The sequence below is a fragment of the Aeromicrobium sp. Root472D3 genome (genome assembly GCF_001426485.1).
GTDB lineage: Bacteria > Actinomycetota > Actinomycetes > Propionibacteriales > Nocardioidaceae > Aeromicrobium.
Window position 1 is genome coordinate 1,171,019 of record NZ_LMET01000001.1, and the last position, 24,802, is coordinate 1,195,820.

General features: G+C 72.5%; 22 protein-coding genes. 18 read left to right on the forward strand and 4 right to left on the reverse strand.

Features of this window, described 5'->3' with window-relative positions; genetic code table 11:
• Positions 1 to 22: 22 nt before the first annotated feature.
• The 12 genes from ASD10_RS05750 to ASD10_RS05805 all read left to right on the forward strand — a co-directional run bounded on the left by ASD10_RS05750 (position 23) and on the right by ASD10_RS05805 (position 14,262).
• Positions 23 to 559: an RNA polymerase sigma factor gene (locus tag ASD10_RS05750; RefSeq protein ID WP_056605924.1), complete on the forward strand. Its 537-nt coding sequence runs from the start codon at positions 23 to 25 to the stop codon at positions 557 to 559.
• Positions 556 to 1,641, forward strand: coding sequence for a CU044_5270 family protein (locus ASD10_RS05755; protein WP_056605928.1), 1,086 nt, complete (start codon positions 556 to 558; stop codon positions 1,639 to 1,641). The genes ASD10_RS05750 and ASD10_RS05755 overlap by 4 nt, the downstream gene beginning before the upstream one ends.
• 169 nt (positions 1,642 to 1,810) lie before the next feature.
• Positions 1,811 to 2,905: a glutamate--cysteine ligase gene (locus ASD10_RS05760; RefSeq protein WP_056605930.1), complete on the forward strand. Its 1,095-nt coding sequence runs from the start codon at positions 1,811 to 1,813 to the stop codon at positions 2,903 to 2,905.
• 219 nt (positions 2,906 to 3,124) lie between these two features.
• Positions 3,125 to 4,135, forward strand: coding sequence for an ABC transporter substrate-binding protein (locus ASD10_RS05765; protein WP_056605933.1), 1,011 nt, complete (start codon positions 3,125 to 3,127; stop codon positions 4,133 to 4,135).
• Positions 4,136 to 4,208: 73 nt separating this feature from the next.
• A complete protein-coding gene (locus ASD10_RS05770; protein ID WP_157432469.1) occupies positions 4,209 to 5,822 on the forward strand; it encodes a sugar ABC transporter ATP-binding protein in 1,614 nt (537 codons plus the stop codon).
• Positions 5,815 to 6,852: an ABC transporter permease gene (locus ASD10_RS05775; RefSeq protein ID WP_235501766.1), complete on the forward strand. Its 1,038-nt coding sequence runs from the start codon at positions 5,815 to 5,817 to the stop codon at positions 6,850 to 6,852. The genes ASD10_RS05770 and ASD10_RS05775 overlap by 8 nt, the downstream gene beginning before the upstream one ends.
• Positions 6,849 to 7,853 (forward strand): galactofuranose ABC transporter, permease protein YjfF, encoded by a 1,005-nt coding sequence (gene yjfF / locus ASD10_RS05780; RefSeq protein ID WP_056605939.1) that lies wholly within the window; start codon positions 6,849 to 6,851, stop codon positions 7,851 to 7,853. Before ASD10_RS05775 ends, yjfF begins: the two co-directional genes overlap by 4 nt.
• Positions 7,850 to 8,887, forward strand: coding sequence for a LacI family DNA-binding transcriptional regulator (locus ASD10_RS05785; protein WP_056605941.1), 1,038 nt, complete (start codon positions 7,850 to 7,852; stop codon positions 8,885 to 8,887). The genes yjfF and ASD10_RS05785 overlap by 4 nt, the downstream gene beginning before the upstream one ends.
• Complete coding sequence (gene araB / locus ASD10_RS05790; RefSeq protein WP_056605944.1) at positions 8,884 to 10,629, forward strand: ribulokinase; 1,746 nt, start codon at positions 8,884 to 8,886, stop codon at positions 10,627 to 10,629. Before ASD10_RS05785 ends, araB begins: the two co-directional genes overlap by 4 nt.
• Positions 10,626 to 11,300, forward strand: coding sequence for an L-ribulose-5-phosphate 4-epimerase (locus tag ASD10_RS05795; RefSeq protein ID WP_056605946.1), 675 nt, complete (start codon positions 10,626 to 10,628; stop codon positions 11,298 to 11,300). Before araB ends, ASD10_RS05795 begins: the two co-directional genes overlap by 4 nt.
• A 22-nt stretch (positions 11,301 to 11,322) precedes the next feature.
• Entirely contained in the window at positions 11,323 to 12,843 is a 1,521-nt protein-coding gene (gene araA / locus ASD10_RS05800) for an L-arabinose isomerase (protein ID WP_056605949.1), read from the forward strand.
• 306 nt (positions 12,844 to 13,149) lie between these two features.
• Positions 13,150 to 14,262 (forward strand): hypothetical protein, encoded by a 1,113-nt coding sequence (locus tag ASD10_RS05805; RefSeq protein WP_056605952.1) that lies wholly within the window; start codon positions 13,150 to 13,152, stop codon positions 14,260 to 14,262.
• 19 nt (positions 14,263 to 14,281) lie between these two features.
• Here ASD10_RS05805 and ASD10_RS18705 read toward each other — a convergent pair whose 3' ends face one another.
• Complete coding sequence (locus ASD10_RS18705; RefSeq protein ID WP_157432470.1) at positions 14,282 to 14,446, reverse strand: hypothetical protein; 165 nt, start codon at positions 14,444 to 14,446, stop codon at positions 14,282 to 14,284.
• 84 nt (positions 14,447 to 14,530) lie between these two features.
• Positions 14,531 to 14,956 carry an Hsp20/alpha crystallin family protein gene (locus tag ASD10_RS05810; protein ID WP_056605955.1) on the reverse strand — a complete coding sequence of 142 codons (426 nt, stop codon included), beginning with the start codon at positions 14,954 to 14,956 and terminating at the stop codon, positions 14,531 to 14,533.
• 162 nt (positions 14,957 to 15,118) lie between these two features.
• On the opposite strand from ASD10_RS05810, the gene ASD10_RS19135 reads away from it, so the two are divergent.
• The 3 genes from ASD10_RS19135 to ASD10_RS05825 are packed head-to-tail and all read left to right on the forward strand — an operon-like array spanning position 15,119 to position 18,101.
• Positions 15,119 to 15,553 carry an SRPBCC family protein gene (locus ASD10_RS19135; RefSeq protein ID WP_056605957.1) on the forward strand — a complete coding sequence of 145 codons (435 nt, stop codon included), beginning with the start codon at positions 15,119 to 15,121 and terminating at the stop codon, positions 15,551 to 15,553.
• Positions 15,550 to 16,503 (forward strand): SDR family oxidoreductase, encoded by a 954-nt coding sequence (locus ASD10_RS05820; protein ID WP_192167605.1) that lies wholly within the window; start codon positions 15,550 to 15,552, stop codon positions 16,501 to 16,503. The genes ASD10_RS19135 and ASD10_RS05820 overlap by 4 nt, the downstream gene beginning before the upstream one ends.
• Entirely contained in the window at positions 16,500 to 18,101 is a 1,602-nt protein-coding gene (locus ASD10_RS05825; RefSeq protein ID WP_056605960.1) for an NAD(P)/FAD-dependent oxidoreductase, read from the forward strand. The genes ASD10_RS05820 and ASD10_RS05825 overlap by 4 nt, the downstream gene beginning before the upstream one ends.
• Positions 18,102 to 18,166: 65 nt before the next feature.
• Here ASD10_RS05825 and ASD10_RS18710 read toward each other — a convergent pair whose 3' ends face one another.
• Positions 18,167 to 18,304, reverse strand: coding sequence for a hypothetical protein (locus ASD10_RS18710; protein WP_157432471.1), 138 nt, complete (start codon positions 18,302 to 18,304; stop codon positions 18,167 to 18,169).
• Positions 18,305 to 18,389: 85 nt separating this feature from the next.
• On the reverse strand, positions 18,390 to 19,460 hold the full coding sequence (locus tag ASD10_RS05830) for a YihY/virulence factor BrkB family protein (protein WP_056605963.1): 1,071 nt from the start codon (positions 19,458 to 19,460) through the stop codon (positions 18,390 to 18,392).
• Positions 19,461 to 19,800: 340 nt separating this feature from the next.
• On the opposite strand from ASD10_RS05830, the gene ASD10_RS05835 reads away from it, so the two are divergent.
• From ASD10_RS05835 to ASD10_RS05845, 3 genes are all read left to right on the forward strand, one after another.
• A complete protein-coding gene (locus ASD10_RS05835) occupies positions 19,801 to 23,565 on the forward strand; it encodes a SpoIIE family protein phosphatase (RefSeq protein WP_056605966.1) in 3,765 nt (1,254 codons plus the stop codon).
• A complete protein-coding gene (locus tag ASD10_RS05840; protein WP_056605969.1) occupies positions 23,562 to 23,876 on the forward strand; it encodes an STAS domain-containing protein in 315 nt (104 codons plus the stop codon). The genes ASD10_RS05835 and ASD10_RS05840 overlap by 4 nt, the downstream gene beginning before the upstream one ends.
• 80 nt (positions 23,877 to 23,956) lie before the next feature.
• The gene (locus ASD10_RS05845) at positions 23,957 to 24,793 is read left to right on the forward strand and encodes an SDR family oxidoreductase (RefSeq protein WP_056605972.1); all 837 of its coding nucleotides are present in this window, start codon (positions 23,957 to 23,959) and stop codon (positions 24,791 to 24,793) included.
• The last annotated feature ends 9 nt before the right edge of the window (positions 24,794 to 24,802 follow it).

Below are 24,802 nucleotides of genomic sequence, written 5' to 3' on the forward strand. Positions count from 1 at the left end.
GCGCCTCACGTATCCTGCGGGCGTGAGCGACGAGGACTTCAGAGCGCTCTACGCACGGCTCCAGCAGGCGGTGTTCTCGTTCGCCGCCCGGCGGCTGTCGCCCGAGCAGGCGATGGACGTCGTCAACAGCACCTTCGAGGTCGTGCTGCGCAAGCGCGACGCCTGCCCGGAACGACCCGAGGAGTGGGCCCCGTGGGTCATGGGGATCGCGAGGAACCAGGTCCTGCAAGAAGGGCAGAGGGTCACGCGCAAGCACCACGACAACCGATTCATCGAGGACTACGCCGACCGTGAGGACCCCGTGAACCCCGACGTCGCCGAGGTGGTCGCCGACACCGAGTACGGCCGGTGGGTGTGGCGATCGCTCGAGCCGTCGGAGCAGCGGCTCATGACCGTCGCCTTCGTGCAGATGCTGTCGACCGCCGACGGGGCACGGCTCATGGGCATCTCGACCTCGGCGTACACGACGCGCGTCCTGCGCCTGCGCCGCAGGCTCGAGGCGCTCGAGGCCGAGCACCTCGGCACGCCGATCCTGTCCGAGAGGGGGGAGAGGGCATGAACGAGACACCGGTCGATCCCGAGCAGGAGCTCGCGCGCCTGCGCCGGGCCGCCGAGAAGGCGGGGCTGCACGCCGACGTCGACCCGGCCCGGCACGGCCTCGCGTTCCCCTCGGCCGACGACCTGCTGGCCCGTCACGACGGGCCGTCCGAGGTCGACGTGGCGAGGCGGCGCCGGCGCCGCCGGGTCCTGGCGGCCGTGGTCAGCTCCGTCGCCGCCGTGAGCGTGTTCGTGCTGGGCGTCTTCCAGCCGTGGCAGCCCGACGGCGCGGCCGCCTCGACCGTGCCCATCCTGAGCTACGAGTACGCCTCGGCGAAGCAGATCGCGACGGCGCCCGGCAAGGACGCCCGGGAGACCCTGCGGTCGCTCTCCGAGACGGCGGCCGAACAGGTCGAGCCGGCTCGCGGGGGGTCGGTCCAGTACACCGTCTCGGACAACTTCTTCCTGAGCGCCACGGTCGGCGGTGACGAGGAGCCCGAGGTCATACCGACCCTGCTCCAGCGGTGGCTGACGAGCGATGGCGCGCAACGCAGCGTCGAGAAGGTCGACGACCCGCTCGACGACAGTGGACGCGGGCTCAGTCGGCCCGGCGGCTGGGACTCGCTCCCGGTCCGGGGCGACGTGACGCAGCCCGCCGGCGAGATCGACGCCGCGGCGCTCGACCGGCTGCCGACCGACCGGTCGAAGCTGCGCACGGCGCTCCTGGAGCTGACCGGCTGCGCATCGCGCGACCGGCCGGACCGGCCGATGTGCCTGTACGTGCACATCCTGGAGCTGCACAACATCTACGTCGTGCCGGCCCGGGTCGACGCGGCCTTCTGGAGCCTGATGGCCGAGACGAGCGCCTACCGCCTGCTCGGCGACGTGAAGGACCGCGCCGGACGGACGGGCCTGGGCATCTCGCTGTTCCCGGAGTCGGAGCCCTCGTACCGTGTCGTGCTGATCGTCAGTCCTGAGACGGGACGGCTGCTGGGCGCCGAGGACATCCTGATCAAGGACGACGTGGCCGCCAAGATCACGGCCCCCGCCATCACGAGCTTCACGGCGTTCCTGACGGCGCGCTGGGTCCGGTCCGCGTCCTAGGGCCGGTCGGTGCGCCGACGCCCGCGGCGGGTCGCCGCATGGGACCGGCCCGCGCGGGTACGGCGGGCCCGGGCACCGGACGCGCCGGGGCCCGGGGAGGGGCGGACATGGAGCCAGTCGTGCGGCACGGGGTGGGCGACATCCGGCTCGAGCAGTCCGCGCGCCGAGGGTGACGCCTCGCAAGCTGGCCGTCGAGGAGGAGATGTTCCTGGTCGACCCCGGCACCCGCCGTCTGGTCGGGTCGTCGGACCGGGCCGTCGGAGGGGCGGACGAGGGCGACGTCGAGCAGGAGCTGTTCCTGCAGCAGGTCGAGACGCAGTCGAGCCCCCGGCTGGCGGTCGCCGACCTGCTCGACGACCTCGCCGGGGCCCGGGCCTCGGCCGCCGAGGCGGCCTCCTCGGTCGGGGCCCGCCTCGCCGCGATGCCGACGCCGGTCGTGCTCGACGCGGACGGCGACGTCACGCCCAAGGACCGCTACCGCACGATGATGGCCCGCTACGGACGGGTCGCGCGCGACGCCCTCGTGTGCGGCATGCACGTGCACGTGGACGTGTCGGACGACGAGGAAGCGGTCGCGATCGTCGACCGGCTCCGCCCGTGGCTGCCGGTCGTGCTCGCGATGTCGGCGGGGTCGCCCTTCCACCTCGGCGTCGACACGTCGTTCGCGAGCTGGCGGGCCGAGGTCTGGGAGGCCTGGCCCACCGCGGGGGCCACCGAGCCGTTCGGCGACGCCGCGGGCTACCGACGCGCCGTGGCGGGCCTGATCGCGTCCGGGGCGGCTCTCGACGACGGGATGGTCTACTTCGACGCCCGCCTGGCGCGCGACTTCCCGACCGTCGAGGTGCGCGTCGCCGACGTGTGCACCGACCTGGCCGACACGGTCGTCGTCGCCGGCGTCGTGCGCGCGCTGGTCGAGACCTGTGCGCGGCAGTGGCGCGCGGGGGAGCGGGCACCCGTGTGGCGCGTCGAGCAGCTCCGGGCGGCCCGCTGGCTGGCCCGGCGCGACGGACTCGCGGGGTCGCTGCTCGACCCCCTCACGGGCGAGGCGCACCCCGCGTCCGACGTCGTCGGATCGCTGCTGCGGACGATCGGCCCCGCGCTCGACCTCGCGGGCGACCGCCCGCTCGTCGAGGCCGGCCTGGCCCGGCTGGTGCGGGACGGCACCGGCGCCGACCGGCAGCGCGCGGTCGCGGGGGAGCGCGTCGACCTCGCGGCGGTCGTCGACGACGTCCTGCGGCGCACGTCCGTGCGTCCGACCCTCTAGGCGGCCCGCCGGCGCGGCCCTGCGGGGTGGTCTGGACGCATCGGAGATGTTAACGCTCACATTTTTTCGCCCACATGGTTGACAGGGCAATTGTGAGCGTTAACAATCGACTCCAAGGTGATGCCGGTCACAGCGATCAGCCCGCCTCGTGTGACCGGAGTCCGCCCGCCACACAGCCCCTCGCCGTCGGCCCGGGGTTCCCGAAGATGGAGGAAGACAGTGTTCAAGAAGATCCTGACGGCCACGGCGGGCGCAGCCCTCATCGGTGGCCTCGCGGCATGTGGAAGCAGCAGCTCGGACGGGGCCGGCTCGGGCGGCTCCGGTGGCTCGGGCGGTTCGGACGACATCACGATGGGCTTCTCCCAGGTCGGCGCGGAGAGCGGCTGGCGCTCGGCCAACACGACGTCGATCCGCGACAGCGCCAAGACCGCCGGCATCGACCTCAAGTTCTCCGACGCGCAGCAGAAGCAGGAGAACCAGATCAAGGCGCTGCGCTCGTACATCCAGCAGAAGGTCGACGTCATCGCGTTCAGCCCCGTCGTCGAGACCGGCTGGGACTCGGTCCTGCAGGAGGCCAAGCGCGCCAAGATCCCCGTGATCCTGACCGACCGGTCGGTCGACTCCGACGACGACAGCCTCTACGAGACGTTCCTCGGCTCCGACTTCGTCGAGGAGGGCGAGAAGGCCGGCCAGTGGCTGGTCGACAACGCCGCCGACTCCGACGTCGACGGCAACGGCTCGATCGACGTCGTCGAGCTGCAGGGCACGACCGGCGCCGCTCCCGCGATCGACCGCAAGGAGGGCTTCGCCGAGACCACCAAGGCCGATCCGACGATCAAGGTCGTCGCGTCGCAGACGGGTGACTTCACCCGTGACGGCGGCAAGAAGGTCATGGAGTCGTTCCTGAAGTCGCAGAAGGGCATCGACGTCGTGTACGCCCACAACGACGACATGGGACTCGGTGCGATCGAGGCGATCGAGGCGGCCGGCAAGGTGCCGGGCAAGGACATCAAGATCATCACGGTCGACGCCGTCAAGGACGGCATGACCGCGCTGTCCGAGGGCAAGATCAACTACATCGTCGAGTGCAACCCGCTGCTCGGTCCCCAGCTGATGGACCTCGCCAAGAAGGTCGTCGCCGGCGAGGACGTGCCCCAGCGCGTCGTCACCGAGGAGACGGCCTTCGACCAGGAGACGGCCAAGCAGGTCCTGGCCGACCGCCAGTACTGACCGCCGGTACCGACCACCACCCACCCGGGGGCTCGCGCCCGCGAGCCCCCGGGACCCGGACCACCAAGGAGACATGATGCAGACGACCGTCGAGACCGGCCCGTCGCCGACCGGCGTCGGCCAGCCGACCCCCGTCGTGCAGATGACGGGCATCTCGATCGGCTTCCCGGGCGTCAAGGCGCTCGACGGGGTCGACCTGCGGCTCCTCCCGGGCGAGATCCACGCCGTGATGGGCGAGAACGGCGCCGGCAAGTCGACGCTGATCAAGGCCCTCACCGGCGTCTACTCGATCGACGCCGGCACCATCACGGTCGACGGCACCCCCCACAGCTTCTCCGGCCCGTTCGCCTCGCAGGCCGCCGGCATCAGCACGGTGTACCAGGAGGTCAACCTCTGCACGAACCTCACGGTCGCCGAGAACATGATGCTCGGCCGCGAGCCGCACCGCCTGGGCCGCATCGACACCCGGCGCATGAACCAGCGCGCCCGCGAGGTGCTCGACCGCCTGGGCCTCGACATCGACGCGCGGTCGCAGCTCGACGAGCACCCCATCGCGATCCAGCAGCTCGTCGCGATCGCCCGCGCCGTCGACATCGACGCCCGCGTGCTGATCCTGGACGAGCCCACCTCGAGCCTCGACGCCGACGAGGTGAGCCGGCTGTTCGACGTCATGCGCACCCTGCGCGCCGACGGCGTCGCGATCCTGTTCGTCTCGCACTTCCTCGACCAGGTCTTCGAGATCTCCGACCGCATGACGGTGCTGCGCAACGGCCGCCTGGTCGCCGAGCACCTGACCGCCGACATGACGCAGCTGAGCCTCGTGCAGGAGATGATCGGCCGCGAGCTCGAGGTGCTCGACCGGATCGACCGCACCCCGGCCGATCCGGCGGCTCCCGAGCCGGCGCCGCTCATGACGGTGCTGGGCCTCGGTCGCAAGGGCAGCCTCGAGGCCACCGACCTGACGCTGCACGACGGCGAGGTCGTCGGCGTCGCGGGCCTGCTCGGCTCGGGACGCACCGAGCTGGCGCGGCTGCTCTACGGCGCCGACTCCGCCGACACCGGCGAGGTCGAGGTGCGGTCGAGGCGCGTGCGGCTGAAGGGTCCGCGCGCCGCGATCGAGCACGGGATCGCCTTCTCCAGCGAGGACCGCCGGGCCGAGGGCATCATCGGGGAGCTGTCGATCGCCGACAACATGATCCTCGCGATGCAGGCGTCGCGCGGCTGGATGCGTCCCGTGCCCCAGCGCACCAAGGACGCCCTCGTGGCCAAGTACATCGAGGCGCTCGACATCCGTCCGGCCGATCCGCAGGCCATGATGAGGAACCTCAGCGGCGGCAACCAGCAGAAGGTGCTGCTGGCGCGCTGGCTCATCACCGAGCCCGAGCTGCTGATCCTCGACGAGCCGACCCGCGGCATCGACATCGGCGCCAAGGCGCAGATCCAGCAGCTCGTGGCCGAGCTGGCCCGCGACGGCATGTCGGTCGTGTTCATCTCCGCCGAGCTCGAGGAGGTCCTGCGCCTCAGCGACCGCGTCGTCGTGATGCGCGACCGCCGCAAGATCGCCGAGCGCGACAACGTCGACCTCGACGTCGCCGACGTCCTGCAGATCATCGCGGGCGAGGCGTCCTCGCCCGGTCCGGCGGACGCCGCCGGCGCCGTCCCCCACCAGGAGGCCTCCCGTGCCTGATCTCCGCCCGCTGGTGCGCCACCAGCTGATGTGGCCCGTCCTCGCGCTGGTCGTCCTGCTGGTCGTGAACGTCGTCGCCACGCCGTCGTTCTTCTCGATCCGCATGCAGGACGGCCACCTCTACGGCAGCCTGGTCGACATCCTGCGCAACGGCGCCCCCGTGCTGCTCGTCGCGCTCGGCATGACGTTGGTCATCGCGACCCGCGGCATCGACCTCTCGGTCGGCGCGATCGCCGCGATCGCCGGTGCCGTCGCGTGCACGTCGATCGCCGGTTCCTCGCAGGAGAGCGCCACCGGCACCGCGATCGTCGCGATGTCGACCGCGCTCGCGGTGTGCGTGCTGCTGGGCCTGTGGAACGGCTTCCTGGTCTCGGTGCTCGGCATCCAGCCCATCATCGCGACGCTCGTGCTCATGACGGCCGGTCGCGGCCTGGCGATGCTCGTCACCGACGGCCAGATCACGACGGTCAACAACCCGGCCTTCCGCCGCCTGGGCGCGGGCTTCGTCGCGACCCTGCCGGTCGCGATCATCGTGGCGCTCGTGGTGCTCGGCATCACCGCCGTGCTGACCCGCCGCACGGCGCTCGGCATGCTGATCGAGGCCGTCGGCATCAACCCCGAGGCCGCGCGGCTCGCCGGCGTCCGGTCGCGCACCATCATCTGGACGGTGTACGTGTTCGCGGCGTTCTGCGCCGGCATCGCCGGGCTCATGATCGCGTCCAACACCAGCGCCGCCGACGCCAACAACGCGGGGCTGTTCATCGAGCTCGACGCGATCCTCGCCGTCGTGATCGGCGGCACCTCGCTGGCCGGCGGGCGGTTCTCGCTGACCGGCACGCTCGTGGGCGCGCTGTTCATCCAGACGCTCGCCACGACGATCCCGACGATCGGCATCCCGGCCGAGACCAACTACCTCTTCAAGGCCGTCGCGGTGATCGTGGTGTGCCTCCTCCAGTCGCCGCAGGCGCGGGCCGCCCTCGCGGTGAACCGCCGTCCCGCCGCGGCCCCCGTGAAGGCAGGTGTCGCATGAGCGCCGTGACCGTCGGGTCGACCTCGTGGGTCGACCGCGTCAAGGGGTACAGCCCGCCCCAGCGCTTCGTGCCCGTCATCGCCACGTTCGTGCTGTTCGTCAGCATGTTCGGCGTCGGGTCGATCCGCTACGAGGGGTTCGCCTCGCCCCAGGTGCTGGTCAACCTGCTGGTCGACAACGCATTCCTCATCGTCCTGGCCGTCGGCATGACGTTCGTGATCCTGACGGGCGGCATCGACCTCAGCGTCGGCTCGGTCGTCGCGCTGTCGACCATGATCGCGGCGGCGACGCTGCGGGCCGGCTGGCCTCCCGTGCTCAGCATGGTGACGGTGCTGGCCGTCGGCACGCTGCTCGGGCTGCTGATGGGTCTGGTGATCCACTACTTCCAGATCCAGCCGTTCATCGCGACGCTCGCCGGCATGTTCCTGGCCCGCGGGCTCTGCTACCTCATCAGCGTCGAGTCGATCCCGATCCGCGACGACCTGTTCGGCTCGCTGTCGAGCGCCACCATCACGCTGCCCGGCGACGTCTACCTGACGTACACCGCCGTCATCGCGCTGGTCGTGGTGGGCGTCGCGGCGTGGGTGCTGCACATGACGCGCTTCGGCCGGACCGTCTACGCCGTCGGCGGCAGCGAGGCCTCGGCCCTGCTGATGGGCCTGCGCGTCGCCCGCGTCAAGGTCGGCGTCTACGCGATCAGCGGCTTCTGCTCGGCCCTGGCCGGCCTGCTGTTCTCCCTCTACATGCTGTCGGGCTACAGCCTGCACGCCGTCGGCATGGAGCTCGACGCCATCGCGGCGGTCGTGATCGGCGGGACGCTGCTCACCGGCGGGCGCGGGCTGGTCGTCGGATCGCTGCTGGGCGTCCTGGTCCTCGGCGCGATCCAGACCTTCATCTCCTTCGACGGCACCCTGAGCTCGTGGTGGACCAAGATCTCGATCGGCGTCCTGCTGCTGGTGTTCGTCGTCATGCAACGCTTCTTCTCGAGGAGGCAGTCATGACCCTGCGCTCGAACGGCTCCCACGCCCCCGTCATGGCCGACGTCGCCCGTCTGGCCGGGGTCTCGCACCAGACGGTCTCGCGGGTCGTCAACGGCCTGCCCAACGTCCAGCCGGCGACCCGCGCGAAGGTCGAGGCGGCGATCGCCGAGCTGGGCTACCGGCCCAACACGGCGGCCCGCGCCCTGGTGACGCGTCGCTCGTCGACGATCGGCATCATCAGCACCGAGACCGGCCTGTACGGCCCCACCAGCATCCAGCGCACGATCGAGGAGGCCGCCCGCGAGGCCGGCTACTTCGCCGGGTCCGTGAGCCTCAAGGAGATCACCAGCACCGGCCTGACGGGCGCGATCGACCACCTGATGCGCCAGTCGGTCGACGGCATCGTCATGATCGCGGCGCAGCACGAGGCGCTCGACGTCATCGGCCGCCACGACCCGGGCGTCCCGCTCGTCGTCGTCGAGGGCGACCTGTCGCGGGGACCGTCGGCCGTCGGGGTCGACCAGCACCGCGGCGCGCTCGAGGCGACGCGGCACCTGATCGCCCTCGGCCACACCCGCATCGCGCACATCAGCGGACCCGGGAACTGGACCGAGGCCGAGGCCCGCCGCCAGGGCTGGCAGGACGCCCTGACGGGTGCGGGGCTCGAGCCCGGGCCCCTGCTGGTCGGCGACTGGACCGCCGAGCGCGGCTACCTGCTCGGCGCCCGCATCGCCCGGTCGCGCGACGTCACGGCGGTGTTCTCGGCCAACGACCAGATGGCGATCGGCCTGCTGCGGGCGCTGCACGAGGCCGGGGTCCGCGTGCCCGACGACGTCAGCGTCGTGGGCTTCGACGACTCGCCCGAGTCGGGCTACCTGATCCCGCCGCTCACGACGGTGCGCCAGAACTTCGCCGAGGTCGGCCGTCGTGCCATCGCGGTGCTCCACGCCGCGATCAGCGGCGAGGACGAGGACCTCGAGCGGCTCATCGAGCCCGAGCTCGTCGTGCGCACCAGCACGGGGGTCCGTCCCGCCGAGCCCAGGAGGACCCCGTGACCGCCGACCGGACGCGGGACGACGACGCCACGTACGTCGTCGGCGTCGACTACGGCACCCTGTCGGGACGTGCGCTGGTCGTGCGCGTCGGTGACGGCGTCGAGCTCGGCACCGCCGTGCACCCCTACCGGCACGCCGTCATGGACCGCGAGATCCCCGGTCACCTGACCGGCGCCGGACCCGTCGAGCTCGCCCCCGACTGGGCGCTGCAGGTGCCCGACGACTACCGCGACGTGCTGCGGGTCGCGGTGCCAGCGGCCCTGGCCGAGGCAGGCGTCGCGCCCGACCGCGTCATCGGCATCGCGACCGACTTCACGGCCTGCACCATGGTGCCGACCCTCGCCGACGGCACCCCGCTCAACGAGGTCGACGACCTCGCGGCGCGCCCGCACGCCTACGTCAAGCTCTGGAAGCACCACGCGGCGCAGGCCCAGGCCGATCGCATCACCGAGCTCGCCCGCGAGCGCGGCGAGGCCTGGCTGCCGCGGTACGGCGGGCTCGTCTCGTCGGAGTGGGAGTTCGCCAAGGGCCTGCAGCTGCTCGACGAGGACCCCGACACCTACGCCCGCACCGCCCGCTGGGTCGAGGCCGCCGACTGGATCGTCTGGCAGCTGTGCGGCACGTACGTGCGCAACGCCTGCGCCGCGGGCTACAAGGGCATCCTGCAGGACGGCTCGTACCCGTCGGCCGACTTCCTCGCCGCGCTGGACCCCGCCTTCGCGGGCTTCGTCGACGACAAGGTCGCGCAGCCGATCGGCCAGCTGGGCCAGCGAGCCGGCGGCCTGACGGCCGAGGCCGCCGCCTGGACGGGTCTGCCCGAGGGCATCGCGGTGGCCGTCGGCAACGTCGACGCGCACGTCAGCGCCCCCGCCGCGCAGGCCGTCGACCACGGCCAGATGGTCGCGATCATGGGCACCTCGACGTGCCACGTCGTCAGTGCCGGCGTGCTGCGCGAGGTGCCGGGCATGTGCGGCGTCGTCGACGGCGGCATCGTCGCCGGCAGCTGGGGCTACGAGGCTGGGCAGAGCGGGGTCGGCGACATCTTCGGCTGGTTCGTCGAGCACGGCGTGCCCCCGTACGTCCACGACGAGGCCGCGGCCCTGGGCCGGTCCGTCCACGAGCACCTCACGGCGCTGGCCGTCGAGCAGGAGGTCGGCGAGCACGGCCTCCTCGCCCTCGACTGGCACAGCGGCAACCGTTCGGTCCTGGTCGACCACGAGCTCTCGGGCCTCGTGGTCGGGCAGACGCTGGCCACCCGGCCGCAGGACGTGTACCGCGCGCTGATCGAGGCCACGGCCTTCGGCACCCGCACGATCATCGAGGCCTTCACCTCCTCCGGCGTCCCCGTCGAGGAGCTCGTGATCGCCGGCGGGCTGTCGAAGAACCCCCTGCTGATGCAGGTGTACTCCGACGTGACGCGCCTGTCGCTGTCCGTCGTCGGGTCCGAGCAGGGCGCCGCGCTGGGCTCTGCTCTCCATGCCGCCGTCGCGGCCGGTGCGTATGCGGACATACGCGCCGCCGCGAAGGCCATGGGGTCGGTGCGGCGCGGTGTGGTCACCCCGAACGAGGTCGACGCCCAGGCGTACGACCTGCTGTTCGCCGACTACACCGCGCTGCACGATCACTTCGGTCGCGGTGGCGACGACGTCATGCACCGCCTGCGCGACGCACGTCGCCGGGCCGTCCGCCGACGTCAGGAGCGCCGCGCCGGAGCCGGGGCGGCACAGGGGGAGACCTCGTGACCGTCACCGCAGACGTCACCTCGACGATCCGTGCCCTGCGGGAGCAGGTGTGCGCGCTGCACGCCGAGCTGACCCGCTACGAGCTCGTGGTCTGGACGGCCGGCAACGTGTCGGCCCGCGTGCCGGGGCACGACCTGATGGTCATCAAGCCCAGCGGCGTCTCGTACGACGACCTGACGCCCGCGTCGATGGTGCTGTGCGACCTCGACGGCGTGGTCGTCGAGGGCGATCTCGCACCCAGCTCCGACACCGCCGCGCAGGCCTACGTCTACCGCCACCTGCCCCACGTCGGCGGCGTCGTCCACACGCACTCGACGTACGCCACGGCGTGGGCGTCGCGCGGCGAGCCGATCCCGTGCGTCCTGACGATGATGGCCGACGAGTTCGGCGGGCCCGTGCCCGTCGGCCCGTTCGCGCTGATCGGCGACGACTCGATCGGCCGCGGCATCGTCGAGACGCTGCAGGGCAGCAGGTCGCCGGCGGTGCTGATGCAGAACCACGGCGTCTTCACGATCGGCAAGGACGCCCGCTCGGCCGTCAAGGCGGCCGTGATGTGCGAGGACGTCGCCCGCACCGTCCACGTCGCGCGCCAGCTCGGCGAGCCCGTCGCCATCCCCGACCGCCAGGTCTCGCACCTGTTCGACCGCTACCAGAACGTCTACGGGCAGTGATGTGCCCCGAGGGAGATCGCCCATGAGCACGCAGCAGGATCCGTCGACCACCCCGCGCACGGTCTGGTTCCTCACCGGCAGCCAGAGCCTCTACGGCGACGAGACCCTCGCCCAGGTGGCCGAGCAGTCGCGCGAGGTCGCGGCGATGGTCGACGGCGACGAGCGCATCCCCGTGCCGGTCGTGTGGAAGCCCGTCCTGACGACGGCCGACGCGATCCGGCGCGTCATGCTCGAGGCCAACGCCGACGACTCGTGCGTCGGCCTGATCGGCTGGATGCACACGTTCAGCCCGGCCAAGATGTGGATCCAGGGCCTCGACTCGATGCGCAAGCCGTTCCTGCACCTGCACACGCAGTGGCACCGCGACATCCCCTGGTCGACGATCGACATGGACTTCATGAACCTGAACCAGGCCGCGCACGGCGACCGCGAGTTCGGCTTCGTCCAGACGCGTCTGGGCGTCCCGCGCAAGACCGTCGCGGGGCACGTCAGCGACCCGGCGGTCGGTGGACGCATCGCGACGTGGGCGCGGGCGGCGACGGCGGCGCACGACATGCGCACGCTCCGGCTCGCCCGGTTCGGCGACAACATGCGCGACGTCGCGGTCACCGAGGGTGACAAGGTCGAGGCGCAGCGGCGGTTCGGCGTCTCGGTCAACACGTTCGGCGTCAACGACCTGGTCGACGTCGTCGACGACGTCGAGCCCGGCGCGGTCGACAAGGTCGTGGCCGAGTACGCCGACCTCTACGACATCGCCCCCGACCTGCAGGTGGGCGCCGACCGGCACGAGACGCTGCGCTACGCGGCGCAGCTCGAGGTCGGCCTGCGACGCTTCCTCGAGGCGGGCGGCTTCGGCGCCTTCACGACCAACTTCGAGGACCTCGGCGGCCTGCGCCAGCTGCCCGGCATCGCGGTGCAACGGCTCATGGCCGACGGGTACGGCTTCGGCGGCGAGGGCGACTGGAAGACGTCGGTGCTGGTGCGCGTCACCAAGACCATGGCCGCGGGGCTGCCCGGCGGCACGTCCTTCATGGAGGACTACACGTACCACCTCGAGCCCGGCAACCAGAAGGCCCTCGGCGCCCACATGCTCGAGGTGTGCCCGACGATCTCGGCGTCGCGGCCCAGCGCCGAGGCGCACCCCCTCAGCATGGGCGGCCGCGAGGACCCCGTGCGGCTCACGTTCGTCGCCGATCCGGCCGAGGGCATCGTGGTCGGCCTGTCCGACCTCGGCGACCGGTTCCGGCTGACGGCCAACGACGTGACCCTCGTCGAGCCCGACGAGCCGCTGCCGAAGCTGCCCGTGGCGTGCGCCGTGTGGCAGCCCCACCCGTCGCTGCCGACCTCCGCGGAGGCCTGGCTGATGGCCGGAGGCCCGCACCACACGGTGCTGACGACGGCGGTCGGCATCGAGGCCTTCGACGACCTGGCCGAGATCCTGCGCACCGAGCTCGTCCACATCGACGCCGACACCGAGCCGCGGCGGTTCCTGCAGGAGCTGCGCTGGAACCAGGCCTACCACCGGCTGGCCGACGGGCTCTGATCGCGCGATAGGGGCCGGGTCGCCCGCGGGATGCCCGACCGCGAGGTGGCGGGGCGTACCGTGGCGACAGGGCCGGTGTTGAGAACACAGCGGCGGTCCTGCGCGAAGCGGTCGACAGGGGCGCGACTAGGGCGTACCCGGCGCTCGTCCGCTCGGGGCGGGATCGAACGGATCTCGTCCCGACCGGGTCACCGGATCAGCCCGCGACGTCACCGCCGCGCGGGCCGGTTGCCGTGCGGCGTTCCGGGTACGCACCTGCGCCGGGTGCAGAAGGTCGCCTGTCGTCGATCGACCAGGAAGTCCGTCATGCCCAGCCCCACCCTCACCGCCGACCTGCCCGCACGTCGCGCAGCGACGGTCATCCGCGTCGCGTCGGTGCCCGCCTCGCACGTCTACGTCCGCCACCTCTCCGCGCCCGACGGGGTCGACGACGGCGTCGTCCGCCTGCCGGACCCGCCGACGTCGGGCCGGTCCGAGCAGTCGCAGTGGTGGCCGCCGACGATGCTCGCCGCCGCGTGGGTGCACCGGCACCACGAGTCGTTCGACGTCTTCCACGTGCACTTCGGCTTCGACGCCCGCACGCCCGCCGAGCTGGCCGACCTCGTCGACGCGCTGCGGACGCACGGCAAGCCCCTGGTGCTGACGGTGCACGACCTGCGCAACCCGCACCACGCCGACCGCCGCGAGCACGACGCCCAGCTCGACGTGCTGGTGCCGGCCGCGCAGGGACTCGTCACGCTGACCCGCGGTGCCGCCGCGGAGATCGCGGGGCGGTGGGGCCGGTGGCCGACCGTGATCGCGCACCCGCACGTCGTCGAGGTCGAGCAGATGGCGCAGCTGCAGGCGGGACGCACCTCCCGACCCGGACGGACCGCCCGGGTCGGGCTGCACCTCAAGAGCGTCCGCGCCGGCATGGACCCACGCATCGTCCTGCCGGCGCTCGTGCGGGCGGTCGAGGGCATCGAGGGTGCGGTCCTGCAGGTCAACGGGCACGCCGAGCTGCTCGAGCCGGGCGGGCGCGCGTACGACGCGGAGCTGGCCGGGCTCGTCCACGACCTCGGCGACCGCATCGACCTGCGGGTCCACGAGTACTTCACCGACGACGAGCTGTGGGCGTACCTGTCGTCGCTCGACGTCTCGGTGCTGCCCTACCGGTTCGGCACGCACTCGGGGTGGCTCGAGGCGTGCCGCGACGTCGGCACCGCGGTGGTGGCGCCGTCGTGCGGCTACTACGCCGACCAGGGGCCCGTCGAGACGTACCTCCTCGACGAGGACCTGTTCGACGAGTCGACGCTCGAGGCCGCCGTGCGTCGGGCGCTGGTGCGCGCCGAGCCCGCCGCGACGGTCGCCGACCGCGAGCGGCAGCGGCTCGAGGTCGCCGTGGCGCACCGGCGCCTGTACGAGTCGCTGCTCGCCTGACGCCGCGGGCGGTGCGACGTCAGCCCCGGTCGTCGCCCGCCCACGTCGAGGGCGGGTCGCTGGTGGGGAACGACTCCTCCGACATCTCGTCGACGAGGTCGTCGTCGGGCCAGCCGCCCTCGGGGGCGTTGGGGCCCGGCTTCCAGGGCTGGGACTCGTCCGGGTGGTCGGTGGGATCGGTCATGGGTCCTCCTCGCGCGGCGGCGCCGGGACGTCCGACGGGGTCCGACCGAGCGTATCGGCCGGACCCCGTCGGGCCCGTGCGGCGTCAGGCGCCGATCGAGGCCGGCTCGTCGGCTTCGCTCACCCGGATCTTGCGTGGCCGCGCCCGCTCGCTCAGCGGGACCACGAGCGACAGCACGCCGTGGTCGTAGGTCGCCGAGATGCGGTCGGTGTCGACACCGTCGCCCAGCGTGAACTGGCGCACGTAGCTGCCGGTGCGACGCTCCTGCGCGATCCACTGCGCGCCCTCGTGGGTGGCCGCGGTGCGCTCGGCGCGGATCGTCAGCGGGTGACCGTCGAGGTCGATGTCGATCGAGCCCGGGTCGACCCCGGGCAGATCGGCCGTCAGGACGTAACGGTCACCGTCCTTGAGCAGGTCGACGGGGACCGCCCGGGGGCCGGTGCGCAGCGGGCTGCGGCCGCCCGCGAGGCGGTCGAGCTCGGCGAAAGGATCAAAGGTCATCGCGGTCATGTCAGATCTCCTTCCTGGGGGTTGAGTCGATGTGACTCAACTACGGCACCTTTATAGACACCGGCACGCGACGTGTTCAAGCCGGATCGTCTGAGAATTCGCTGAGATCGAGACCACGTGCCCGAGGGGGTTGGGGGAGGGGGGTTCGGGTACGCGACGCGCATGAGCACCAACACCCGCACGATCCGCACGACCCCGCACCGCGTGTGGGAGATCGTGACCGACGGATGGACCTACCCGCTGTGGGTGGTCGGCGCCACGCGCGTCCGCGAGGTCGACGACGCCTTCCCGGCCGTCGACTCCCGCATCCACCACTCGGTCGGCGTGTGGCCCGCGCTGATCGACGACACGACCAGCGTCGTCGAGCTCGACCCCGAGCGCCTGATCCGCCTGCGTGCCCGCGGGTGGCCGATCGGCGAGGCCGAGGTCGAGATCGAGCTCGTGGCATCGGGTGCCCACACCGAGGTCACGATCCGCGAGGAGGCCGTCGCGGGGCCCGGCACGCTGGTCCCCGAGCCGCTCAAGGGCCTGACCCTGAAGTGGCGCAACTCCGAGACGCTGCGCCGGCTGGCCTACCTGGCCGAGAACAAGCCGTGACGCGGGCGGCGCGGGTCATCGTCGTCACCGGGGCGTCGAGCGGCATCGGCCGCGCGACGGCCCTGCAGGCCGCCGACGCCGGCGACCACGTCGTGCTCGTGGCCCGCGGCGCCTCGACCCTCGAGGTCGTGGCGCAGGAGTGCCGCGACCGCGGTGCCGGGTCGGTCATGGTCGTGCCGACCGACGTCGGCGACGACGCGGCGGTCGCGGCCTGCTTCGCGCAGGTGGTCGAGCGCCACGGCGTCCTCGACGCCGTCGTGCACTCCGCGGGTGTCGTGGCATACGGACGCACCGAGCAGATCCCCGCCGACGTCTTCGACGGCGTGCTGCGCACCAACCTGATCGGATCGGTCAACGTCTCCCGCCACGCGCTGCCGGTGCTGCGCCAGCAGCGCGCGGGGTCGCTGGTGCTGATCGGCTCGCTGATCGGGCACATCGCGGTGCCGTCGATGAGCCCGTACGTGCTGAGCAAGTGGGGCGTGCGGGCCCTGGCCCGCCAGCTGCACGTCGAGAACCGCGACCTGCGGCACGTGCACGTCTCCTACGTGTCGCCCGGCGGTGTCGACACCCCGATCTACGAGCAGGCCGCGACGTACGACGGCTTCGTCGGACGTCCGCCGCCGCCCCTGGCCGGTCCCGAGAAGGTCGCGCGAATCGCGCTGAAGCGCATCGACCGCCCCCGTGCGCGCACGCAGGTCAACCGGTCGAACGACGTCGTGCGGATGGGCTTCAGCGCGTTCCCGGGCGTGTTCGACCGCCTGATCGGACCGCTGTTCCGCGTCGGCGCGATGGAGGTGACGACGCCCGTCGCGCCGACGACCGGCAACGTCCTGTCGTCGGTCGAGGCCGGCAACAGCCTGCACGGCCAGCAGGGCAACCCGTACGTCGGGATCGTCCGCAACCTCGTCGCCCTCGCGCGCCGCCGGGGGTCGAGGGGGTCCGCCGCATGAGCGGATCGCACGGGCACGACGCCGTCGTGATCGGCGCGGGACCCAACGGCCTCGTCGCGGCCAACCACCTGGCCGACGCCGGCTGGTCGGTCCTGGTGCTCGAGGCGCAGGACGAGGTCGGCGGCGCGGTCAAGAGCGACCGCGACGTGCACCCCGACTTCGTCCACGACACGTTCAGCGCGTTCTACCCGCTGGCCGAGGCGTCGCCCACGATCCGGTCGTTCGACCTCGAGCGGCACGGCCTGACGTGGGTGCACGCCCCCGCCGTGCTGGGGCACCCCCTCCGCGACGGCAGCTGGGGCATGCTGCACCGCGACCGCGAGGTCACGGCCGGGCTGTTCGACGCGGCGCACGCCGGGGACGGTGAGGCGTGGCTCGACCTGTGCGGGCAGTGGGACCGCATCGGCGACCAGATGATCAAGGCCCTGCTGTCGCCGTTCCCGCCCGTCAGGAACGGCATCGGCGCGCTCGCGAGGCTGCGCAGCGTCGGCGGGCTCGACTTCGTCAAGACCATGCTGACGCCCGCCACCGACGTCGGCCTGTCGCGCTTCGGGGGCGTGGGGCCGCGGCTCGTCATCGCCGGCAACGCGGGCCACGCCGACATCCCCCTCAACGCTCCCGGGTCGGGGCTGATGGGCATCCTGATGTCGATGCTGGGGCAGACCGTCGGCTTCCCCGTGCCCGAGGGCGGCGCGGGCCAGCTGGCCCACGCCCTGCGACGACGGTTCGAGTCGCTCGGTGGCGAGATCCGCTACGCCGCCGAGGTCGTCCGCGTCGAGGTCACCGACCGTCGTGCCACGGCGGTGCTGACCCGCGACGGCGAGAGGTTCGCGGCCGGGCGGGCCGTCGTCGCCGACATCGTCGCGCCGCACCTGTACGGCCGGCTGCTCGCGCCGGAGGACCTGCCGGCGCGGACGCGTCAGGCCATGAGGTCGTTCGACCTCGACCCGTCGACCGTGAAGGTCGACTGGGCCGTCGACCGTCCGGTCCCGTGGGCGTCCGCGCCCCCGCACGCGCCCGGCACGTTCCACGTCGCCGACTCGGTCGAGCAGATGACCGAGGCCCACGGCCAGGTCGCCGCGCGCACGGTGCCGGCGGCGCCGTTCATGCTGGCGGGCCAGATGACGACGTCCGACCCGATGCGCTCGCCCGCCGGCACCGAGTCGCTCTGGGCGTACACCCACGTGCCGCAGCACTCGGTCGGCGACGCCGGTGACGGGAGCGTGCGCGGCGTGTGGGACCGCGACGACTGCGAGCGGTTCGCCGACCGCATGCAGGCGCGCATCGAGGCGTTGGCGCCGGGCTTCGGCTCGACCGTGGTGTCGCGCCGCGTGCTGGGCCCGCGCGAGCTCGAGCAGCGCGACGCCAACCTGATCGGCGGGGCGATCAACGGGGGGACGTCACAGCTGCACCAGGAGCTCATCTTCCGGCCGGTGCCGGGCCTGGGCCGCTCGGAGACCCCCGTGCGGGGGCTCTACCTGGGATCGGCCTCGGCCCACCCCGGCGGCGGCGTGCACGGTGCGCCGGGCATGAACGCGGCACGCGCCGCGATCGCCCACGCCCGGGTGCGTCGGGCCACCGGGGGTCTCCTGCGCTGACCGCGCACCGCCCCCGTCGAGACGAGCGCTCGGCGGGGGCGGGGCGGGGTGGCGTGACGGATGCGTCAGGCGTCGTCGTCGGTCGAGCCGCCCGGCGGCACGGGCGCCTCGGGGCCGGTCGCGGGCGCGCCCTCCTGCACGGGGTCGACGGGGTCGTTCTGGCCCTCGTCGGCCTGCGGAGTGGTGTCGGGTGTCTCGGTCATGGGTGCTCCTCGGGTGCGGGGTTCGGTCGCCACCCCGTACCCGGTGCGACGGCGACGAATCCCGGCCGTCGACCGGTCCGGCCCGTCACCCGTCGCTCCCGCGCCTGCGGTCGTCGGCCTCGACCTCGGCGTCCTGCCGGATCTCGCGGGCGTCGGCGACGTCCTCGCGGTGCTTGGCCGCGGCCTTGTCGATGGTCCGGGTGTCGCGCGGCGGCAGCTGGATCGTCTCCTCGGCGGGCTGGCCGGCCTGCAGCTCGCGTCCGCGCTCGAGCTCGGCGTCGAGCTCCGCGCCGAACAGCAGCGCCAGGTTGGTCAGCCACAGCCACAGCAGGAAGACGATGACGCCCGCGAGCGAGCCGTACGTCTTGTCGTAGCTCGAGAACATCGCCACGTACAGGCCGAACGCCGCCGACACGAGGATCCACACGACGATCGCGAAGACCGCGCCGACGCTGATCCAGCGGAACTTCGGCTGCTTGACGTTGGGGGTCGCGTAGTAGAGCACCGCCACGATCACGACCACGACGGCCAGCAGCACGGGCCACTTGGCGACGTCCCACACGAGGATCGCGGTGGACCCCAGGCCGATCTGGTCGCCGACGGCCTCGGCGACCGGCCCGGTCAGCACGAGCGAGGCCGCGGCGACGGCGACCAGCACGAGCGACACGAGCGTCACCAGCAGCTGCAGCGGGCGCAGCTTCCAGACCGGCCGGCCCTCGCCGACCTCGTACACGCGGTTCATGGCCCGTCCGAACGCGCCGACGTAGCCCGACGCCGACCACAGCGCTCCGAGCAGGCCGAGCACCAGCGCGAGGCCCGCCCCCTGCGACGTCGCGAGCCCCTCGATCGTGGGGCGCAGGCTGTCGACGGCCGACGCGGGCCCCACCTGGTCGACGATCTCGAGGAGCGCGTCGACGGTCGAGCGCCCCTGCCCGAACACGCCGAGCATCGAGACCAGCGCCACGAGGGCGGGGAACAGCGCCAGCACGGCGTAGTAGGTGAGGGCGGCCGCGAGGTCGGTGCACTGGTCCTTCGAGAACTCCCGGAGTGTCTTGCGTCCGACGTAGATCCACGACCGTCGGTGCAGGTCGGACGGCGAGTCGGGCTTGCGGTCGTCGTCGGGGTCCGCGGACGTCCGCGTGGTCGTGTCGGTCATGGTCCGCCGATACCCGGTGGGGTCACGGCGAAACAACCGCGCGGGCGACGCCACGGGGGCACGACGTGACATCGCCGATGTTTCGATCGGCCGGGGGCGGGTACGCCAAGCGTGGTCGCGAAGACCGGGTCCTCGATCCGGTCCGACGACGACCCCAGGCACACGAGGACGGCGGGCCCCGGCTCACGCAGACGGGCGCGCCCGCCATCTTCATGTGACGGATCGGCAGGTCCGTCGTGCGCTGACGTCCGTCAATCGGCATAATCGTGTCGCAGCCGTGAAGCAGTCGCGCTGGCCGCCCGGCCGTGCTGCCCCCACGCGATCGGACGGCGGGACGAGCATGCGCAGCACCTGGACCTCCAGCGAGGTGGGGCGCGACCTCTCGGCCGTCGACTGGTCGTCGACCCCGCTCGGCGATCCGGAGAGCTGGCCGGTCAGCCTCAAGGCCGCGGTGCGCATCCTGCTGTCGTCCAAGTTCGCGATGTGGATGGCGTGGGGACCGGAGCTGACATTCTTCTGCAACGACTCCTACCGCCGCGACACGCTGGGCGACAAGTACCCCTGGGCCCTCGGGCGACCGGCGTCCGAGGTGTGGTCGGAGATCTGGGACGACATCGAGCCCCGCGTGCGCACCGTCATGGAGTCGGGCGAGGCGACCTGGGACGAGTCGCTCATGCTGTTCCTCCAGCGGCGCGGATTCGTCGAGGAGACCTACCACACGTTCTCGTACAGCCCGCTCGCCGACGACGAGGGGCACGTCGAGGGCCTGCTGTGCGTCGTCAGCGAGGTGACGGAGCAGACGATCTCGACCCGGCGCATGACGACGCTGCGCGACCTCGGCGCCCGCACGACGGGTCGGCACACCGAGGCCGAGGCGGTGGCGGCCGCGTGCGAGCAGATCACGGCCGACCCGCTGTCGATCCCGTTCGGCCTGGTGTACCTCGTCGACCCCGAGCAGCAGCGGCTCGTCCGGGCCTGTGGCGCCGGGGTCGACGACGACCACCCGTTCGCGCCCTCGACGATCGGGCTCGACGGCGGATCGGCCGTCTGGCCCGTCGCCGAGCCGATGGCCGGTCGCCAGACCCTCGTCGACCTGTCGGCGCTGCCGCACGAGCCTCCCGTCGGCGACTGGGGCCGGCGTCCGACGCACGCCCTGCTCGTGCCGTTCGTCGATCCCGCGACGTCCGACGCCTACGGGTTCCTCGTCGCCGGGCTCAGCCCGTTCCGTCCCGTCGACGAGGCCTACACGGGCTTCGTCGACCTGTTCGCGGGGCAGCTGTCCGCGGCGATCAACGCGGCGCGCACGTTCGAGGGCGAGAAGCAGCGCGCCGAGACCCTGGCCCGCCTCGACCAGGCCAAGACCGACTTCTTCACCAACGTCAGCCACGAGTTCCGCACGCCGCTGACGCTGCTGCTGGGCCCGACGTCCGATGCGCTGAACGATCCCGCGCTGGCCGCCGACGACGTCCAGCGGCGGCGGTTCGACGTCATCCACCGCAGCGGCCAGCGACTGCTCGAGCTCGTCAACAGCCTGCTCGACTTCTCGCGCCTCGAGGCCGGCGGCATCACGTCGCAGTTCGAGGTCGTCGACCTGGGGCGCGTCACCGAGCCGCTGGTCATGATGTTCGAGTCGGCGGCGGCGCAGGCGGGCCTGTCGCTGACGTTCGAGGCCGACGAGATGTCGGGGCCCTGCTACGTCGACGTCGAGCACTGGGCCAAGATCGTGCTCAACCTGATGTCGAACGCCTTCAAGTTCACGTTCGACGGCGGCATCGCGGTGACGCTGCGCGAGCACGAGGGGCAGGCCCTGCTCGCGGTCCGCGACACCGGGTCGGGCATCGCCGACGACGAGCTCCCGCACCTGTTCGAGCGCTTCCACCGCGGGCGCAACGAGGTCTCGCGCACGCACGAGGGCTCGGGCATCGGGCTGGCCCTGGTCGCCGAGCTGGCACGCCTGCACGGCGGATCGGCGTCGGCGCGCAGCGAGCTCGGCGTCGGCACCGAGATGACCGTCACGATCCCGCTCGGCCGGGCGCACCTGCCGTCCGCCGAGATCAGCGAGACCCGCCAGCCGCGCACCGCTGGCGCGACGGCACCGTCCGCGCTCGTGTCGGAGGCGTCGCGCTGGCTCGAGCCGGCGACGGACGCCGCGACGCCCCCGGTCGGCCCGCCGTCCGAGGACGTCGCCCGCATCCTGGTCGTCGACGACAACGCCGACATGCGCGCGTACGTCGCCGACCTGCTGCGCGACCGCTACGAGGTCACGACCGCCTCCGACGGCGTCGACGCGCTCGACCACATGCGGCACGACGTGCCCGACCTCGTGGTCACGGACGTCATGATGCCGCGGCTCGACGGCTTCGGGCTGCTGCAGCGGATGCAGGCCGATGCCCGCACGACCAGCATCCCGGTCATCATGGTCAGCGCCCGCGCGGGCGAGGAGGGCACGGTCGAGGGCCTCGAGGCGGGGGCCGCCGACTACCTCGTCAAGCCGTTCGCGGCGCGCGAGCTGCTGGCGCGCGTCGGCGTCAACCTCGAGCTCGACCGCGTGCGGCGCATCCGCGCGACGCTCGAGCGCAGCGAGGCCCTGCTCGACCAGGCGCAACGCCTGGCCAAGGTCGGCAGCTGGGAGGTCGACTTCGCCGCCTCCACGATCTCGGGATCCGACGAGCTCCTGCGACTGCTGGGGCGCGATCGTGCCGAGTTCGAGGCGATGGGCTTCCCCGGGGCGATCGCCGACCTGGTGCACCCCGACGACGCCCCCCGGGTCTCCGCCGACCTGGCGGCCCTCGAGGTCGGTGAGATGACGGCCTACGACCAGCGCATCGTCCGGCCCGACGGCGAGGTGCGGCTCGTCGCGGTCCGCGCCGCGCTGCTCGGCGACGACGCCGGCACGCCCGTCATGCTCCAGGGCTCGATGCAGGACATCACCGAGCAGCGGGCCGCCGAGCAGGCCCTGGCCGCGGCCCGCGCCCGCGACGAGGCCGCACAGCGCGAGCACTCGATCGCCGAGGAGCTGCAGCGCAGCCTGTTGCCCGCCGAGACGTTCGACCTCGACCACCTCGACGTCGCGACGTACTACCGGGCCGGTGTCGAGGGCACCTACGTCGGCGGCGACTGGTACGACATCATCGAGCTGCGCGGCGGACGCACGGCGCTCGTGACGGGCGACGTCATGGGGCGCGGGGTCCGTGCCGCGTCCGTCATGGGTCAGCTGCGGTCGGCCGTGCGCGCCTTCGCGACCCTCGACCTGCCCCCGCACGAGATCATGCAGCACCTCGACGTCCTGGTGCAGGACCTCGTGGGCGACCAGATCGTCACGTGCGTCTACGCCGTCCACGACCCCGCCGCCGAGACGATCCGCTACGCCAACGCCGGTCACCTGCCGCCCCTGGTGGCGCACCGCGACGGCGTGGTGCAGCGCCTGACGGCGGGCGGACCGCCGCTCGGGGCCGGGTACGGCGACGTCGCGACCGAGGAGGCCGCGCTGCCGACCGGCGCCACGATCGTGTTCTACACCGACGGCCTGGTCGAGCACCGCGGCCAGGACATCGACGACGGCATCGCGGCGCTCGAGCGGCACATCGACTGGCACAGCACGACGTCGCTGCTCGGGGTGCCCGAGGGGATCGTCGAGGCGCTCCTGCCGCAGGGGCCCGACGACGACGTCGCGATCCTGATCGCGCGGGCCGTCTCGACCGACGACGCGGTGTCGATGTCGATGCACCGCGACACCGGCCGCGCGACGGTCGCCGAGGCGCGGCACTTCGTGCAGCAGCACCTGGAGCGCTGGCGGGTCCCCGACGGCGTGCAGCGCGACCTGGCGCTCGTGACGAGCGAGCTCGTGACCAATGCGATGGTGCACGGTGGCGCACCCGTCGACGTCCGGCTGCAGCTCGACGGCGACCGCGTCGTGCTCGAGGTGCAGGACGACGCGGCGAGCCACCTGCCGCGCCCGCAGGACCCGGACGACGACGACGAGCACGGGCGGGGCCTGCGCATCGTCGAGATCCTGTCCGACGAGTGGGGCATGCGGCCGACCGGCCGCGGCAAGTGCGTGTGGAGCGCCCGGACGTGGACGTCCGCGACAGGAGGAGTGTCATGACCGGCTTGACGTTCAGCAGCGACGAGGTCGACGGCCGCACGGTGCTGGCGGTCGGCGGCGAGATCGACACGCAGACGACCGACGAGCTCAGGGGGGCCGTCGACGACCTCGACGTGTCCCACCGCACGCTCGTGCTCGACCTGCACGGCGTCGAGTTCGTCGACTCCAGCGGGCTGGGGGCGCTGCTCGGCATCAAGAAGCAGCAGGATCGGGCCGGTGGGCACCTCCTGCTGACGCGCCTGTCCGACCCCGTCGCCCGCATCATCGAGATCACCCGGATGGACCGCGTCTTCGAGGTCACGGGCGGCTGAGACCGACCGTGTGGGCGCGCGGCCAGCGGGTACCGGGCGCCTGACCGCGCCCACCCGGGGACGGCACTCCAGGAGGACGCATGCCCGATTCACCCGCCCAGGACCTGCCGGGTCACGAGGACGAGCTGAGGCCCCTCGCCGACCACGGCGAGACGTCGTACCTCGGCACCGGCCGCATGCTGGGCAAGGTCGCGATCGTGACGGGCGGCGACAGCGGCATCGGCAAGGCCGTCGCGATCGCCTACGCCCGCGAGGGTGCCGACGTCGTGATCGCGCACCTCGACGAGGACGACGACGCCGACGACACCCGGCAGTGGATCGAGCGGGCCGGCCGCACCGCGGTCGTCGTCAAGGGAGACCTCGCCGACCCGGCGCACTGCCGCGACATCGTGGCGCGGACCGTCGCGGCGTTCGGGCGCGTCGACGTGCTCGTGAACAACGCCGCGGTGCAGATGTTCCGCGAGACGTTCGAGGAGATCCCCGACGAGGAGTGGGACCGGGTCATCGCGACCAACCTCAGCGCGATGTTCCACCTCGTGAAGGCGTCGCTGCCGCACATGCCGTCGGGCTCGTCGATCATCGGCACGTCGTCGATCAACTCCGACATGCCGGTGCCGCAGCTCATCCCGTACGACGTCACGAAGGCCGGCATCGCCAACATGACGGCGGGGCTCGCGCAGCTGCTGGCCGACCGCGGCATCCGCGCCAACAGCGTCGCGCCGGGGCCGATCTGGACGCCGCTGATCCCTGCGACGATGCCGCAGGACGCGGTCGAGGACTTCGGCGGGCAGGTGCCGATGGGCCGTCCGGGACAGCCGGCCGAGCTCGCACCCGTGTACGTCATGCTCGCGTCCGACGAGTCGTCCTACGTCTCCGGCGCGCGCATCGCCGTGACGGGCGGCAAGCCGATCCTCTGACCCCGGCGA

What these genes read in the sequence shown, in the direction of transcription:
- ASD10_RS05825 (WP_056605960.1), top strand. Translation starts at nt 16,500, where the DNA reads ATGAGCGGATCGCACGGGCACGACGCCGTCGTGATCGGCGCGGGACCC.
- ASD10_RS05805 (WP_056605952.1), top strand. Translation starts at nt 13,150, where the DNA reads ATGCCCAGCCCCACCCTCACCGCCGACCTGCCCGCACGTCGCGCAGCG.
- ASD10_RS05835 (WP_056605966.1), top strand. Translation starts at nt 19,801, where the DNA reads ATGCGCAGCACCTGGACCTCCAGCGAGGTGGGGCGCGACCTCTCGGCC.
- ASD10_RS05755 (WP_056605928.1), top strand. Translation starts at nt 556, where the DNA reads ATGAACGAGACACCGGTCGATCCCGAGCAGGAGCTCGCGCGCCTGCGC.
- ASD10_RS05810 (WP_056605955.1), bottom strand. Translation starts at nt 14,956, where the DNA reads ATGACCGCGATGACCTTTGATCCTTTCGCCGAGCTCGACCGCCTCGCG.
- ASD10_RS05840 (WP_056605969.1), top strand. Translation starts at nt 23,562, where the DNA reads ATGACCGGCTTGACGTTCAGCAGCGACGAGGTCGACGGCCGCACGGTG.
- ASD10_RS18710 (WP_157432471.1), bottom strand. Translation starts at nt 18,304, where the DNA reads ATGACCGAGACACCCGACACCACTCCGCAGGCCGACGAGGGCCAGAAC.
- ASD10_RS19135 (WP_056605957.1), top strand. Translation starts at nt 15,119, where the DNA reads ATGAGCACCAACACCCGCACGATCCGCACGACCCCGCACCGCGTGTGG.
- ASD10_RS05830 (WP_056605963.1), bottom strand. Translation starts at nt 19,460, where the DNA reads ATGACCGACACGACCACGCGGACGTCCGCGGACCCCGACGACGACCGC.
- ASD10_RS18705 (WP_157432470.1), bottom strand. Translation starts at nt 14,446, where the DNA reads ATGACCGATCCCACCGACCACCCGGACGAGTCCCAGCCCTGGAAGCCG.
- yjfF (WP_056605939.1), top strand. Translation starts at nt 6,849, where the DNA reads ATGAGCGCCGTGACCGTCGGGTCGACCTCGTGGGTCGACCGCGTCAAG.
- araA (WP_056605949.1), top strand. Translation starts at nt 11,323, where the DNA reads ATGAGCACGCAGCAGGATCCGTCGACCACCCCGCGCACGGTCTGGTTC.
- ASD10_RS05770 (WP_157432469.1), top strand. Translation starts at nt 4,209, where the DNA reads ATGATGCAGACGACCGTCGAGACCGGCCCGTCGCCGACCGGCGTCGGC.
- ASD10_RS05845 (WP_056605972.1), top strand. Translation starts at nt 23,957, where the DNA reads ATGCCCGATTCACCCGCCCAGGACCTGCCGGGTCACGAGGACGAGCTG.
- ASD10_RS05785 (WP_056605941.1), top strand. Translation starts at nt 7,850, where the DNA reads ATGACCCTGCGCTCGAACGGCTCCCACGCCCCCGTCATGGCCGACGTC.